At 42.2% G+C, this 15,979-nt stretch carries 9 protein-coding genes; all 9 read right to left on the reverse strand.

The genetic code is table 11. The features are described from left to right. Positions 1–10: 10 nt before the first annotated feature. Positions 11–1,621 (reverse strand): type VI secretion system protein TssA, encoded by a 1,611-nt coding sequence (gene tssA / locus FVA69_RS07880; protein WP_110732017.1) that lies wholly within the window; start codon positions 1,619–1,621, stop codon positions 11–13. 19 nt (positions 1,622–1,640) lie between these two features. Beyond that, positions 1,641–4,976 (reverse strand): ImcF-related family protein, encoded by a 3,336-nt coding sequence (locus FVA69_RS07885; RefSeq protein WP_164528639.1) that lies wholly within the window; start codon positions 4,974–4,976, stop codon positions 1,641–1,643. 30 nt (positions 4,977–5,006) lie between these two features. Then, the gene (locus tag FVA69_RS07890) at positions 5,007–6,131 is read right to left on the reverse strand and encodes a hypothetical protein (protein WP_164528640.1); all 1,125 of its coding nucleotides are present in this window, start codon (positions 6,129–6,131) and stop codon (positions 5,007–5,009) included. 3 nt (positions 6,132–6,134) lie between these two features. Continuing rightward, positions 6,135–6,392: a PAAR domain-containing protein gene (locus FVA69_RS07895; protein ID WP_164528641.1), complete on the reverse strand. Its 258-nt coding sequence runs from the start codon at positions 6,390–6,392 to the stop codon at positions 6,135–6,137. A 44-nt stretch (positions 6,393–6,436) separates the two neighbouring features. After that, the gene (locus FVA69_RS07900) at positions 6,437–7,414 is read right to left on the reverse strand and encodes a DUF6708 domain-containing protein (protein WP_164528642.1); all 978 of its coding nucleotides are present in this window, start codon (positions 7,412–7,414) and stop codon (positions 6,437–6,439) included. Between the two features lie 20 nt (positions 7,415–7,434). Then, on the reverse strand, positions 7,435–10,008 hold the full coding sequence (locus FVA69_RS07905) for a T6SS effector BTH_I2691 family protein (RefSeq protein ID WP_164528643.1): 2,574 nt from the start codon (positions 10,006–10,008) through the stop codon (positions 7,435–7,437). A gap of 12 nt (positions 10,009–10,020) precedes the next feature. Next, entirely contained in the window at positions 10,021–10,707 is a 687-nt protein-coding gene (locus FVA69_RS07910; protein ID WP_164528644.1) for a hypothetical protein, read from the reverse strand. A 125-nt stretch (positions 10,708–10,832) separates the two neighbouring features. Then, the gene (locus tag FVA69_RS07915) at positions 10,833–13,229 is read right to left on the reverse strand and encodes a type VI secretion system Vgr family protein (RefSeq protein ID WP_164528645.1); all 2,397 of its coding nucleotides are present in this window, start codon (positions 13,227–13,229) and stop codon (positions 10,833–10,835) included. Further along, entirely contained in the window at positions 13,226–15,889 is a 2,664-nt protein-coding gene (tssH, locus tag FVA69_RS07920; RefSeq protein WP_164528646.1) for a type VI secretion system ATPase TssH, read from the reverse strand. Before tssH ends, FVA69_RS07915 begins: the two co-directional genes overlap by 4 nt. Positions 15,890–15,979: the final 90 nt, after the last annotated feature.

Genomic DNA, 15,979 nt, shown 5'->3' on the forward strand with positions numbered 1-15,979 from the left:
ATTGATTAATTTAGGGGTAGAGTACTAAGGCTCGCACAGGATCTAATCGTGTTAGTTGAGCCAGTAACTCAGACATCTGATGATGCAGTTCAGCTTTGTCAGGCGTATTACGCTGCGTTTTCCCTCGCAACAGTTGCAATTGGCGGGCTTTAACTTCAAATAACGAGTGTGGTTCCCAATCAGCGAGACGCATCTGCTCAGCACTGTGGTCTAATTCACGAAGTAAATTCAGTGCCAAATCATAACGAGCAAATTGTTCGGCCACTCTTGCCATCACTAATTGCAGCAACCATTTTTGACGGGGTGTTTGGATATTCGGACGTGACATTAACCAGGCTAATGCGGCTTCAACGCCTTCAGTGTCAGCTTGAGTTAACGCTTCTTGTTCTAACGAAAATATTGAGTCGTTATCATCGTCACTTGTGCCACGAACAGGCATGTGATGGAGAGACTGAATATTCTCTTCTAGAATATGCTGTTTGATCCACGCTAATGTGACTTCATCAGCGAAAGGTGTGCCATCTTCCCAAGCGAGATTTTCTAAACCCGGCAAGCGAAGTAAGAACTGCTTTAAATCAGAAGCAATCACCTCTGCCCAGCCGTCCCACGGCGCAGGGGATTTACTCAATGCCTGATGCAAATACCACTGCACATCTAACCAAAAATGGTTAACTCCTTCTGCAAACAATCGATCAGCTTGCTCGGTGAGTTCGAGCCAATTTTGTTGCAGATATAAACGTTTTAGCTGCGCTTTGGCATCTGAGCGTGGTGGGGCTAATCGAGTACAACCTTGCTGATTTTGTGGTGGCGATTGGTGCAGGGTATCCCAACGGACAGATTTCATCAGCCGGTGACCCGACAGCCAGCCGTTCGGTTGATTACGCAGATAATTGGCGAGTACTTTGGCTTGATCAAGTAATTCTCGACCAGACTGAATAGGCGTGATAGCGCTGATACCCGATGATATCTGTTTCGTTGAGATATTTTCTGTTGATTTAATATTTTGTGGAACAACACTATTCGCACCACCAGATTGTGCAAGTCGATTTTCTAATGCGCGTAGTAGTGGTGCAAGATTAGGACGGTTTGCTTCATCCCATGTACTAAATTCATCCACAATCGAACTAAGTAACGCCACGATACGTGCGAATTCGTTACTATCCACTTCAGGATAAAGGGATAAACTGTCGATAACCCGTTGACCCGCCAACCATTCAATGGCCGACTTTCGGCTATTTGGGCGATTTGGTAGCAAGTCATCATGGTAACGGTGGAGTAACCCTGCCAGTAATCCTAATCCATCGGCTAGGCCCGTTTCACCTTCTTGATGCAAGCGTGCCCAAACGTAGTAAGTGATCACGCGTGCGTCTTTACAGACATGAGTTAAGAGATTTTCGGCAAGTGTACAGATTAATTGTGTATCTGAGCCTGATAACTTGTTGACTTCTTCTTTCATGCGTTCGAAGTCATCGTCATAGCCAGGGTCTTCCCCAACCGGATTTTCAGCTGTGATTGGCAATAACCAGCGTTCCCATAACACGACTTGTTGTTCCACTAATTGATTAGCGACAAGCGGATTTCCGGTAAAACAGGCTGTGCGTAAGGCAGTTAATAAAGGCATAGGTGATGTCCTATCGAGGCTAATCCAAGAAGATTTTTTCAGGTAGCACAAAGTTACGTAGTTTTAATAGCGCCAGTGGGCCTTGGCCCATTTCAGTGCGCAGTTGGTAATTGAGTGTATTGCTATCTGGTGTTACCCATGACACGGTATAGCTACTGGTGCTTCCTGCATAAGGCGCGACATTGGCTGTCTCGAGTAAACGGATTAACCCCCAAACACCACGATGATCACCATAGAGTCGGGTACCGGTGGAGGTCGTCATCCAAGACAATGAGGCGCCTGACGCGACGGTATCGGCAGGCCATACAAACCGTTGCCATTGAGGGAATTGGTTATCGTAGGTGAGGTTTTGCTTATCGATCACCAGTATCGTTTGCATCACTTGTTTACTGGTGCCTGGGCGCATTTCGAAGTATAGGCGAGCTTCTCCGTTTGCGAACGCTACATCGCCTAGCTCACTCAAGGTATTCATCGCCTGAATAAACTCAGGGTTAAAGCGTAAGCCTTGAGCATTCGTGCTATTGGGTACCCAATGGTTGCCTTCTTTGCGTAAGACACCTTGCAAACGTGTTTCTAAGAAACGCTGAATACGTCCACTATCAGGGCGAAGATATTGTGCCATCAGAGGCAAAGAAATATCGCTTTGCGTATCTTTCAAGGGATAGCGACCGCCAAAGGCGTTGTTCCATTCATTGACAATCGCATTTTGCCATTCGCTATTAATGCCTTGGGCAGTTGGTGTGAGCAATTGCTGCCACGCTTGGGTCATCGGCTCCACTAACAGTGCATCGCCAAAAGGTTGCCACTCTTGACCAAAGCTGGCGGCAATCAAGCTTCCCATGTCTCGGGTTTGTGCAAAATCGACACTTTTACCTTCCAGAATACTTTGTGCGAATGCTTGTGACATCGATTGTGGGTCGGGGGCATTCACGACTTGTTGGAGTTTTAAACGTACACGAGTAATGCGGGTTAAATACGCTTGTAAACTCAGATTATCGCCAGTTTGTGAGGCTGCTTGAGGGTCAACAAAGTTCAGGATAGGACCAAACGTCTCTTCCAATGGGCCCGTAAAATCGGCTTTTTGGTTAATCACCGGTTTTTGTTCTTTGTTGAGCAGGTCTTTCGCGGAATTCATAAAAGAATCGGCGAGCTTTTCTTGCTGGCGTCCGGTTTTCCCTTGGTAGGAAAGGGTATTCATCAGTGCAATTACCGGAGATTGGCGCACATCGCTCATTAGTGAGAGTTGGTCAATGGTATCGGACAGGTTTTCGGTATGCCGCCATTGCAAACTGTTTAAAAAATTTAACCAGCTACTTGAAAAATCGGCAAAATAACGCTCGGTGAGTTGCTGTTTAAGTACGTCAGGCGAAATATCTTGGCTAAGTTCATGCTGGTTGTCGCTCAATACCCAGTCAATTTCATTGCGTCGCGATTCGACCGTTTTTTTGATTGCTGGCTCAATGGACTCTTCCCATGCTTTGCGAGTAAAAATTCCCGGTACAAACTCATCGGTGGTCAATAAAAAGCTAACATCGGTATCGTTTGTCATGTCATTGAGAGTCATATCCGGAAATTGATTCTGTGCTTGCAAAAGCACTTTTTGGTATAACGAAGCACTTTCGCTGCGTTGGCCGATTTGTCGAATGAGCAAGGTATGGCTTTGATTAATCAGGTTATTGTTAGCCGATAATTGCCAGTAAGGATGCTTGGGTAGCTGCTGCGCGTAGAACATGAGCAACTCTTTGCCAAGAGTGTGCCATTCACCTTCGTTCATTCCTTGTGGGACGGGGAGGGTCGTGAGCACGCTATCAGTAAAAAACGCCGGATCCATGCGTTCAGGGGTACTCATCATGAGATAAGTTTTTAAATCTTGATATGCACGTTGTGTAGCTTGGCGACGCTCATCACTATTTGGCGATAATTGTGTATAGGCTTGCAATCGTTGCTCAAGTTGTTGACGGATATTATCTCGCAGAGGAGGGAGTACCGTCTGCTGATACAACGGCCATAAATGCGCTAATAGCGGCTCATTGCTATTCAAGCCAAAATGCAGCCAAAAAGGCACTGAGTTCTGTTCCCGATGAGTTAACAGCCCAAGAGTTTGCTGAAAATCATACTGAGCTTTGAGGCGTTCAGTTTCCGGTAATTGGCTGTTAGCGGCGACGCTCGCGCTTTGGTAGCTCTCTTCGATAAGCTGGCGATTGGCGAAATAAGAGACAATCATGCCTGCACCCCACAAGGTCATGGCGGTAGCAGCACCGTATTGAAGGAGACGTTTTTTGTCAAAGCCTAAAGAGGCAGGCTGTAAACCGGATGCCAGTTCAGATTGCACATTTAACCAGCTTTGCCAGCGCGTATCGGGGTGCCAACTATTGGGTAAACGTTGCTGATTTAACGGATTGATAGAAGGGCTAAATGCGATGCCGGAAAAAGGCAGCGTACGTAATTGGGTATTGAGTGGCGCTAATGCGGTCGCAAGCTGCTGGCTGCCCCCGTTTTGTAGAAATTGGGCTAAGGCGAGTAGATAGGTGTGTTTCTGTTCACGAAGTAGTGCTTGAGTTCCGTTGATCACAAGTGCAGGGATCAGGCTTAACAAGCTAGGCGATAGTGCCTCAGCTGGCATATTTTGCTCTGTCATGCAGAGAATAGAGGGCGTTTCAACCGCACTGAGGGACTGTTGGCCACTGACACTCCATACCCAAACTGGCGCACGCCAACCTAATTCTTGAAAGAGGTTTTGGATGGCACGCCCTGCATTGTGGGCTGTTGCGGTATTGAGGTTAGTGAAAGTGACGTTGTTGTCTAAAAGCTGGGAAGAAATGCTGTTTTCTGTCACCCAAATCACACCATCGAGTGGACGACGTCGGCGCAGGTGTTTGAGGGTTTCTAGTCGTTCAGAGTCTATGGAACTCCCGATGTCACCACCGTAGATGAGTAGGGTGCCATCACACTCTTGCCAGATTTCTTGCGTCAGGCTAGGGGCCAGTTTTTCGACGGCGGAGTGGGAGCCGAGGAGGAGCTGTATGGAGACTTTGGAATGCCAGAAATTGCCGTATTGGGATTTTAGGGTTTGTTTTATAGGTAAAGATAGTAACTCTGTTTGATATTTTCCGGATAGGTTTTCTCCGAGTTGTCCCTCATTTAAGTCATAAGTATCTTTTTTTATCCTAAACTTGATGATTTTATTTCTAATTTTTTTAATTAATTTAACTAGCCCAATAAATAACATGGATAATGAAATAATATATAAGGACGCATTGGCCTTGTGGCTTGGTTCTATAGCGTAACTTCCGCTCCAAAACCAAGTGAATAATAAAGACACAAGTGCAAGGATAATGGTTATGTAAAATAACATTTTAAAGGTCTCTATATTTTAAATTGCTAATTAATGATTTTTATTGGAAATGATTCTGGCTTTATGCATATTTTCTGTATTTAGAATTAATTGTGGCAAGTCGCTTTTTTGAGTTTGCTCTAATGCTAGGCTGATTAACAGTAATTCTGATAACTCACTGGTTTCACCGAATACGGCATTAGCATTAATCAGTTTTGGTTGAGGTGATATACCTAGAGTGCTTAATTTTTCTAATATTTGGCTAAGTTCAAACTCATCTATATTGCTATGCCAAATGTTCTCTATTGCATAAGGTATATTTCCACCGAAAGATAAAACGTTCTCTATACAGTAATCTAGGATATTTTCGGGAGATTGGTGAATGTTAGCGCCATGATTTTCTGAGTTAGATAACAACTCAAGTAAGACAACAGCTTCTGAGTAGTAGCTTGTTTCTGTATTAATTTGCATTCCTAATAAAAATATAGGGGGATGAGCTAGGAGGTTGGCTTGTTCATTCATAAAGGTACTTAATTTATTTGGAGGTAAAAATTGAATTTGATTTGAGATTTTATTTATTTTTTCAATTAAATATTCTTTTGATAATTCGTTGATATTATCTAAAATCACAAATCTAGTTTGTTTATTTGACGCTATCTTTGATATTGACTCGGTATTACTTAATAAAAAATGGTCAAGAATTCCAGTGAATCTTTCTGTGCTATTTTTTGACGTTAATATGGGGATGTTAGCGTTTTTTATTATGGATTTGTCTTCTTTTTCTGTTTGTTTTAAAAGATTTTTATCAGTTAACGCAAAAAGACTATTTCCCTGATTTCCTAGAGCTGTCATTGTGAAAATCAAATTACTATTAATTGTTCTTCTTTTTAGTTTTGTTTTTTCTTTTATAAGTCTATCACGTTCTAAGTTCCATTGATTAATATAATTAATCCTTTGAATGTATGTTAAATAAATCGATAAAAAAGTAATGGAAGAGGTAATAAAAGAGATAAAAAAAATATAAACTAATCTATGGTTGCTTTCAAAAGTAGAAAAACAGAATAAAGTAATGCATACAATTAATCCGATAGATAAAGAAATAATGATAGTATGAAATAAATTGAACTTATTTGGAATTGACATTAATGGAGGAAGGGTTGCATCTGGCTGTATCATGTTTTATCCAATTGAAATATTTGGTAAAGAAGTAATCAATAAACATCCGCATGAAAGTCTATGTCCATGAAAAGCAATTGCTTGCCCTTGGTCATTGATTTTGTCACTTCCTTCGGCGATCTGATTAGTGCCGTGTTTGGGACATGAAGCTGTATCTCCAACTCGCGCCACACCCTTGCCGTGCATTTGTATTCTACTTGAAGCGGATAAAACGCGACCATCAGATGACGTTCTATCACCGAGTCGAATGATTCCTTTCATAAATATTTTCTCTTGGTTACATGTAGATGTTAATTAGGATTGCCTTACCGTTTCCATCGATTTTTTGCGACCGCAGTACTTTCTGCGTAGCGCCAAAAAAGCAGGTGTCGCCACTGCCATCTCATATCAACACTGTGGCAATCAAACTGATATGGGTCATTATCTTCAATCTGACAATCGGCTTCGACCTCTGGTGTCCACTGAGGAATTTTACTGGTTTGAAATGAAAGCCAGCGGGCAGGGGCTTGCAATATATGCAGAGGAAAGAGCAGAATCGACCCAATACGGCCTACTCGCATATTGAGCATGCGAAAACCAAGCCCTAACGACTCTTTTTGCTCGTTGATGGGTAAAAACCAATGAGAAATCTCAGCGACCTCTTTCACTCCTTTCTTATCTTCCATATAACGGCGAACAAACTCCCAAAAGCGCAGCACTTCCTCTTTATAGAGTGAGCACATACTGACGGTAAATGTATCAACCACCCGTAACTTTTCATCATCGAGGATGTGACCACACAGGTACCACATTTTAGGGCTGAGACCATTGGGTTTTTCTTGTCGCAGGGTAAAATAGATATCTTGCCACGGGATAGTTTGCACCGCGCCATTAGTGCGAAAAAGGTGAACAAGCTGTTTTTTACGATTAAAACGGATAGGGTAGTGTGTATAAATAAACCATTCAATTTTGAGTACATAAAGCGCAATTAATATGAATGGAACAGAAATTGAAATCTTAAACCAATCTAAATTCAGAGGAAAAAAAATAGCATTAACGGTGAAATAAGTCGCTAAGGCAAGATAAATCAAAACAACAAAAGAAACAAATCCCCTATCTTTATAGTGAACATCAGTCACTTCTAAAAAAGTGGAGTTTAATTTGATGAGCGATAAGTCACTTGTTAAATCCTGTTGTGTAATGTGTTCAATATGCTGACCTTGACGTAAATGGTTTGCCAAGTCATCACTGTCTAAAAAACGATTAATCGGAAAGCGAACTAATATTTCTTTAATTTTTTTCATGATAGGTTTAATGTCCTGAATTATTGTTCCCATAGTTTGGCAAAAGCTTCATCTTCATCTTTAGCTAATGAAAATAATCCTTCATTATTTTTTCCGAAATACATGCATTTGTTAATCCATAACATTAAATCATTTGGTTTGTAATTCTCGATAGCAAATGCAACGATGATAAATATAATCGATATGATAACGCCTACAATGGGAATTCGACCTAAAATACAAATGATTAGTAAAAGGCCTAGAAAACTAGAAAAATAATATAAATTTGACAACAAAATATTACCTTTTTCTTCTTCTTTTTCATAATCTAAATAATCTAAATAAGCAAGTATCGCAATACCTACTACAGATACACCTTGAGCTACTCTCGAAAGTATTCTAAACCAGCGAACTTCTGTTAATGCCCCTTTGGCCCACGCTGAATTGAGCGTCGCAAATGAAAACTCTAATATTGCGCCAGTTACTCCAATCCAACTGGCGATTAGCCGTTGCCCAGCTCGCGTTTTAACGCCACCATACCAAGCACTTTCTTGTTCTATCATGCAGGCAATTCCTGCAAGTTGAAAAAGAATCGATGCAATATTTCCCGTGCTTGCGGTAACGGAGAGCTTTTGTTTTAGGTAAAGGTTATGAGCTTGTTCAGAGGTTGATATGTCGCTAGTAATACGTTGGGCTATTTTTACGATTTCTTGAGGTGTTTTTCCTTTAAATTCGGGGTGCATATTTTCGGTTAATAATACATTGCTACGTAGAATACCATCCCCTGTTAAATCTCCCCCTTGGGCACTCTTTATTCCCATTTCTTTGAGCACCGTATCTGCAATGCCTTTTTGATTGATTTGATTTTCAATGGCATTACGAAAAATGTTTTTAGCCTCGAGTTTTTCCACAGGACTCATTTTCTGAGCATTAAAAGTTTCTCGAACGATAGCTTCTGTCAGCATTTTGGATACTGTTTTTCGTGCACCTTTCTCTGACATGCTTATTAATGGGCTATTCTCATTAATAGCAAGTAGTACAGGAAGCCTTGATGTCTTATAAAGAGATGCACTTTTTAACACTCGGATAATGGGACCCGCTAATACATAATTCAATGTGTTAATTTTATCATTAAAGTGAGTCTTTTGGGTGAGATCTTGTAAAAATTGGCTGTGGAAGGATAATAAATTTCCCCATGGCAATGAATGTAATTGTAAATTATCGGTAGATTGAGGGATATGTTCTTTATAAAATTGAGCTGCATCATTTTGATTAAAGATATAGGCTCGCATAAAAATATTTTTTTTGTCAAGAAAATCACCGTTTAATTGTGTTTCAATATAATCTGCACATTCAGCACTGACCTGACTGCCAATTAAACAAGAACTCAAGGTATTTGTATAATTTTCTCCACTTGTTTTATTATTCGCATCAAAATTATAAATAAAATAATTTATAAAAAGAGAGTGTTTTAGCATCGCAAGGTACATATCGAACAAAGGGATTTCGTAATTAGATTTGTACTCATTTTTTTGTGTATTGTAATCATTTTTGAATTCATCAATATTATTTTCATTCGCATGTGCCAAATAGCGTTCCCATTCATTATCAGCCCATGATTCGTAATTTTCATTTGTATAATCTCGAATTTTTTTTGCATTTTTTTCCGCAATACTTGGCCATATAAAGGTTTCACCATCACCAAAATAGGCTTTATTTTCGAGTTCTTCCGCGGCTAAAAATTGCTGAAGCTTGTTATTTTCCTTAACATTATATTCAGCTAAAGAGATATTTGAAAAAGCAGTAAGTTTTCTATCAAAATCACTTAATTTGGAATTTTTTCTACAAACAGTAAGAAAGTTATCGTGTGACTGTAGAATTAATTGTGATAGATCTTCCGAAATGGCAATGGGATCTTGAAGATGAATAATTGCTGCACGAGATGGATCGGGGTTTAATGGGATAGAGGCCAAGTGAGTGGCGGTATTTAATAAAAAATCACCATCTGATTTTGTTTTTGTTAACCAAGGAGAGGAATAAAAATCAAAAGAAGATGCTGGGATTTTTGCGTCACAATATTCAGCAACAGTTTGACGAAGTTGAGTCAATGGAACAGTTTGATCTGCTTTTTTATCTAATAGCCATAATTTTAGGTCAAAACATTGCATGTGTTTTTCACGAAATTCTATTTGGTGGTGCATTTCACGAATAGCATCAGTCCATGCGTATTGTGACCAACTAAGCCAAAAACGACCATTATCATTCGGATTTATGGCTAAAGGTAAGGATATAAAGGAAGCTCGAGCGACTTCATCTAACTTAGTTGCACAGGGTTTTTGACCTAATTTAGGAATGATTGAGGGGGCATCGTCCGTCACTTTCCAATAATAGGCATCGTCAGTGACAATATAATCAGTCCATGTTTGTCTTTTTTCATCGTAAATATGTAAATAACCTTCTCGAAGAAGACGAGATGTATATTTTATTTTACCGCGTTCACTAACACTGGTGGTAAATTCAGGCGGTAATGCTGGAGCTCCTGAGTTATCAAGGGTGATTGCAGAACGGACTGGGAGGATTGCTACGCCTCTTCTTTCGCAAAAATTACAAGACATAATATTCCTTAATTATAATGTGTTTTCACAATACGCGAGGATGTTATTCCAATCGTCGATGCTCAATAATGAAAGGCTTTCATGAAAGTAACCAGGATATTGACTCGTTTCTTTTAAAAGATTAATTATCTGAGGTGATTGGTAATAAAAATCATGAACGAGTATGCATTGTGTAATAAAAGACATGATGTCATTAGTAATTTTATCATCAAGTCGTTGGCTAACTTTTAAACATGTAGCTATGTCCATGTCATTATTTAATTTTTTAATGGCCTTATTTATTATTCCGATATTTGAAAGGAGGGCTAACGTATTATTCTTATTATCATTAAATGTTGTTTCTACAAGTTCAGGAAGATAAGTTATATGACCGAACCGACTATGGAATGTAAAAAAATCGATACCGAGAGATTTTATTTTATTAAATAAATGATTGTGCGGAATTATTCTTATTAATTGCAACATAACATTATGGTCATAATAGCGCAATAAATAATTTCCACCTGTTTTGGGTGCATAGATTAAAGCATTAGCAAGGAGATAGATGAGCGTATTATGGTCGTAATGACTTTTGATTAAAATTATTCCTCCATTTTTTTTTGAATCAATTATCATTTTTTGGAGTATTGGTATTTGTTCAGAATCTAGATGGCGTAAATCAACAAGAAAAGGATATAAATGGGCCTGAGGCGCTATCATTTCTGTAATAATCGGGCTTGCATTCCATGTTATGGGTAGGTTGGGATAAATGACTCTGTCAATAATCACGTGGGAATGAAAGTGGATTGGATACGCATCCTGAAAGTGTTTTGTAACGTCGATATTTAGTCCATTTTAACTATAGCTTCGTTATTAAATGTATCACTGAGTGTTTTGGCTTCGCAAAGCGTAAATCCTTCGAAAGGAATAGCTATGTTTTCAGGTGATAGCATATTGACGTTAGCAGATTTGAAATCAATGTCCCCAGAGGTAACAAACGTTATTTTACCGTTTTCCAATATGATAGATGAGCCATTACATTGCACGGTGACCTTTTTGTTGGCAGTAAGCGTTATTTCATCCTCATTACTGGTGATACTGATCCCTTTTTGAGCGGTCAAGGCAATTTCATCATCTTGAGCTTCTATCTCGATTTTTCCAAAAGCAGCTGTTAATTTTGCCCCTAATTCATGTGTAAATATTGAAATTCCTTTTTTAGCGGCTAATGTTAGTCGCCTAAATGCAGTCATTGATGCATTTTCTGAAGATGTAATTACGAAGTCATTGCTTGAGCTTTGCTGCATATATCCCATAGAACTTAAAGCGATTCCATCTGGAGATGATGCTACTAATGAAGCTTGAGAGAGTTGATTAAAATTATTGTCTATTTGGCTTGTATGCCGTTCATGATCAGATGTTTCAACATTTGAATGCCTAGCTAAGTTCATAATGGACTGTGCAAGTTCTAATGCATTACTCAACTGTGTAATTGTTGATTCCATCGCCAACACATCACCACCAGCTTTATCCTGCTTATCGGTGGTAATAAACAACCCTTTACCTGCACGAATTGCACCCCAGCTATCTGTACGTAGCTCAAAACCGTCACCGCGTTGTTCGCGTTCGGCGTTGACCAAGTGCCCCAAGTTTAACTGCGTTTTTCCGCCATACTCGGTGCTGAGTTTAATATGCTCTTGCCCGCGTTTATCCTCCATGCGCAATTTGTTATTCGCAGGCGTGCGGATCACATTACGGGTGTTATTTTTATCCGTTACGTGGTCGGGGTGGCGGGAGTCATGGAGTGCATGAGCAATGTAAGGACGGTCTGGGTCACCCTCATGAAATGCGATAGCGACTTCAGTCCCTTGAATTAGCGGGAAATGCATCCCATACGTATCGCCGGCGTAGGGTTTCGCCAAACGTACGGGCATACTTTCATAACCCTTGGTTTTATCATCACGGTCTGCATCGAATTTGACCCAATAAAACCCATGTTCATTTTGGTGGGCATAAATATCGTGGTCTTTTGCGCTGGTGACGCGTGCCATTAATGTTCCGGCAATGACAGGGCGCGGTTTGAGTGCAGGACGCCAGCACAGTGATTCCGTATAAGGCACGGCGTCGAAACGGACGGTCAGCGCTTTATCTCGGCTGGCGGTAAAGCGTAATCGCGTAATTAAAATCGGTGATTTAAAGACGGCCGGTAAGGTCGAAATGAGTGGGTTATCTTGAATATTTAATACCAATAATGGCGTCAGGTCTGCCGCGCTACTTTGCCCGCGTAGCAAGGTTTGTCTCGCTAAAAAGCGCTCGTGATCGAGTCTTGCCCAGAAGTTAGCGGTTTCAGTTTCAGGGCGAATTTTATCTCCACGGGTGAGGTGGCGGCCTTTATAGTGATAAACATCGCCGTAATTGATTTTTTCCCCATCACCGCGAGTCATGTCTGCGACAGCGGAAATCAACGTATCTTCCGCCAGTCGGTGGTTATAGTCTTTGGCAAAAACAGTGCTTTCAACTACTTGATGACGTAAAGATAATCCCCAAACACTGTCGACATGGTTATCGCTCAGCCCAGATGGGCTATTTAATGGCAGCGTTTTGTCATACACATAGCCACGTTGGCTGTCAGTAAAGTGGAGCACCTCGGTTTGGGTATCATCTTGTAAACCAAAGCGATAAAAAATCCCCACTTCACTGAGTAAGCGCTCAATAAATTGGCGGTCGCTTTCGTTAATTTGGTTGATTTGTTCGCGTTTGGGGTAGGCTTTTTCGAGATGAAATTCGAATTCCCAGCCTTTGAAATTGTGTTCGCGTAAAATTTGTTCAACTACTTGCGGCACAGATTGGTTGATAAAGAAACGGTGGCTACGAATTTGATGGCGCAGTAGCGCAAAAAAAGGCTCGATAACTAACTGGTAGCGGGCTTCATCTGCAGAGCCAGAGAGACGACGGAAATCCGTCACCACGCCATGAACGCGCTTGGCAACGCTCGGCTGAGTGGCGAGTCCCATTAAGTTATTCATCGGTGCCGAAAAGGTCAGGCTAGCATTACGACGCAGTAATTGTTGAGCAGAAAGATCTTGAGCGGAACAGGTAAACGTAATCTGGTAGCGATAGGGTTCGCTAGCGGCTTCACGCCCGGTAAAATGTTCAACGTCCAGTAGGTCTGAGCAGCCTTGCACTTCAAGGCGATAGCGGTTTTGACCTTGAAGGAGGTTTTTGGCTGTATCGAGTAGGCTCATGGATTTATATCCTCAATATCACTGAAACTCAGGGTGATCCCGTCTTCTTCGCTATACCCTAACGTCAGGCTTTGTGCTTGCTGGTGGTTGGCTTGGCGCATGAGTAATTGTTGGCTAAGTACTGGCAAAATTTGTTGGTTAAGTAGGCTGTCTATATTACGGGCGCCGGTGTCAGGTAATAAACAGGCGCTCACGAGGGTGTCATACAGCGCTTCTTCGATAATACCCTCAAGCTTGTAGTGGGTGTAGAGACGCTTAATGACGCTACCCAGTTTCATTTCAACAATTTGGCGCAGTGCCACAGGGCCTAATGGGCGATAAATTAGGGTTTGGAAGCGGGCAAGTAATGCAGGTTGGAAGTGGTCACGCAAGGTTGGGCGCAGCAGTTCTTGTAACTCGCCGTCGGTCGACTCAGGGAATTCTTCGAGTTGTTGCATGATCAAGTCACTGCCCAAGTTGGCTGTCATTAAGATCACGGTATTACGAAAATCAATTTCACGGCCTTCGCCATCGCGCATGAAACCACGGTCAAATACTTGATAAAACAGGTTAAGTACATCACGGTGGGCTTTTTCCACTTCATCGAGTAATACCACGCTGTAAGGGCGCTTGCGAACAGCTTCCGTTAAAATCCCGCCTTGACCATAACCCACATAACCTGGAGGCGAGCCTTTTAATTGGCTGACGGTATGGGCTTCTTGATACTCAGACATGTTGATGGTAATTAAGGATTTTTCGCCACCAAACAGGACATCTGCCAAGGCTAAGGCTGTTTCCGTTTTCCCTACGCCACTTGGGCCAACCAGTAAAAACACCCCTTGCGGGCCATTTTCTGAAGCGAGTCCTGTACGCGCCGCACGTAACCGTTGTCCAAGCGCCAATAATGGGCTTTCTTGACCGACTACGCGTTTACCTAGCGACTCTTCTAACTCAAGTAGCTCGGTTTGTTCATCTTTTAATAGGCTGGATAAGGGCACGCCTGTCCAATCAGCGATGACAGTGGCCACCGTTCTGACATCCACATCCGGAGTGATCAGCGGTTCATTTTGTTGTACGAGTTCTAACTGTGATTGGATATCGCTGACATCTTGGGATTGTCGACGCTGCTCTAAGAGCTCGCTGATAAGGTTTTTTTCTTGTTCAAAACGCTGTTCTCGCTCAGTCAGTTGTAGGGCGATTTGGGCGTCTTGAGTGACTAATTCGCTCAGCAGGGATTGGTTGGTGGTGTTGCCAATGGCCAAGTCATCAAGAATGGCTTGCTGTTCAAGTTCTAATGCGGTGCGTTTGGCTTTTAAACGCGTCAGTTCTTCCGGGAGCGTATCGAGGCTCATGCGGATACGCGCGCTGGCGGTATCGAGCAAGTCCACAGCTTTATCGGGGAGTTGACGACCGGTTAAGTAACGGCGAGATAAGGTGACGGCGGCTTTGACCGCATCATCGGTAATGTGAACACCGTGATATTTGGCATAGCGAGGTTTTAGCCCCCGCAGCATTAAACAGGCTTTTTCATCATCAGGTTCATCGACTTTGACTACTTGGAAGCGGCGTTCTAAAGCGGCGTCACGCTCGAAATATTGCTTATATTCAGACCAAGTGGTTGCGGCAATCGTGCGTAATTCACCACGGGCAAGGGCGGGTTTGAGTAAGTTAGCGGCATCTGCGCCACCGGCTTGGTTGCCTGCGCCAATAATGGTATGGGCTTCATCGATAAATAGTAAAATTGGTGTTGGGGATTGTTGTACGGCTTCAATCACGTTTTTTAAGCGCTGTTCAAATTCGCCTTTTACGCCAGCTCCCGCTTGCAGTAGCCCTAAATCTAATGTGCGTAATGATGTGGTTTGCAGGCTGACAGGAACGTTGCCTTCAACGATGCGTAGAGCTAAACCTTCTACCAAGGCGGTTTTACCCACCCCCGGTTCGCCCACGAGAATGGGGTTGTTTTTGCGACGGCGAGAGAGAATATCCACCATTTGGCGAATTTCATCATCACGTCCAAAGACAGGGTCAATCGCGCCTTCGCGTGCTTTTTCGGTCACATCCACCGTAAATTTATTCAGGACGGCCAGTAGTGCTTCACTCAGAGTGTCGCCAATTACATTTGAGTTTTTCGCCTTTTCTACCTCGTTAGCGTCAGATGGCGTTTCTTGGGATAAAGACTGATTATGTGCGGCGAGTTGTTGTACATCAGGTCGTTCATCGGATTGCGCGTCAAGCATCGGCCTTAAGCGCTGAAGTTGGGTCGTACTTAATGTCATTAACGGCCACAAATTATCATTCGGTACCAGTGACGGTTGCTGAGTCATGGCAGACAAGAGATGCACGCTGCGAATGTGTTCGATGTCTTCATCCAGAGACGCAATCACCCACGCTTGTTGAATGAGTTTAAGGAGAGGTTTCGATAAGGAAGGGCGGGTATGAATGGAGCGTGGTAAGCTGTCGATATCTGTCAGTAAGCTCTGCCAAAGGGCTGACATATCCCATTCATAGCGGCGAGCTAACACCGTGATATCGCTTTCCCCTATTTCCAATAATTTGAGCAACCAATGTTCAATGGTAATTTCCGCATGCGCTCGTGTCTGGCAGAGTGAAGCTGCCGCTTCTAATGCGCTGGCACAGTAAGGGTTTAGGCGACGTAATAGCATCACGGATGAATTGTCCATATTCTCTCTCTTGTATTGGGGGGAAAATGGTTAGAGACAGCAAGGAACGCTACCGCCCCTAACCGTTAACCGAGGTTCATTAGGTATCAA

The sequence above is a fragment of the Providencia sp. PROV004 genome, from assembly GCF_011045615.1.
Taxonomy (GTDB): domain Bacteria; phylum Pseudomonadota; class Gammaproteobacteria; order Enterobacterales; family Enterobacteriaceae; genus Providencia; species Providencia rettgeri.

Coding starts and splice junctions, on each gene's coding strand:
- tssA (WP_110732017.1), bottom strand. CDS start 1,621: ATGCCTTTATTAACTGCCTTACGCACAGCCTGTTTTACCGGAAATCCG.
- FVA69_RS07885 (WP_164528639.1), bottom strand. CDS start 4,976: ATGTTATTTTACATAACCATTATCCTTGCACTTGTGTCTTTATTATTC.
- FVA69_RS07890 (WP_164528640.1), bottom strand. CDS start 6,131: ATGATACAGCCAGATGCAACCCTTCCTCCATTAATGTCAATTCCAAAT.
- FVA69_RS07895 (WP_164528641.1), bottom strand. CDS start 6,392: ATGAAAGGAATCATTCGACTCGGTGATAGAACGTCATCTGATGGTCGC.
- FVA69_RS07900 (WP_164528642.1), bottom strand. CDS start 7,414: ATGAAAAAAATTAAAGAAATATTAGTTCGCTTTCCGATTAATCGTTTT.
- FVA69_RS07905 (WP_164528643.1), bottom strand. CDS start 10,008: ATGTCTTGTAATTTTTGCGAAAGAAGAGGCGTAGCAATCCTCCCAGTC.
- FVA69_RS07910 (WP_164528644.1), bottom strand. CDS start 10,707: ATGATAGCGCCTCAGGCCCATTTATATCCTTTTCTTGTTGATTTACGC.
- FVA69_RS07915 (WP_164528645.1), bottom strand. CDS start 13,229: ATGAGCCTACTCGATACAGCCAAAAACCTCCTTCAAGGTCAAAACCGC.
- tssH (WP_164528646.1), bottom strand. CDS start 15,889: ATGGACAATTCATCCGTGATGCTATTACGTCGCCTAAACCCTTACTGT.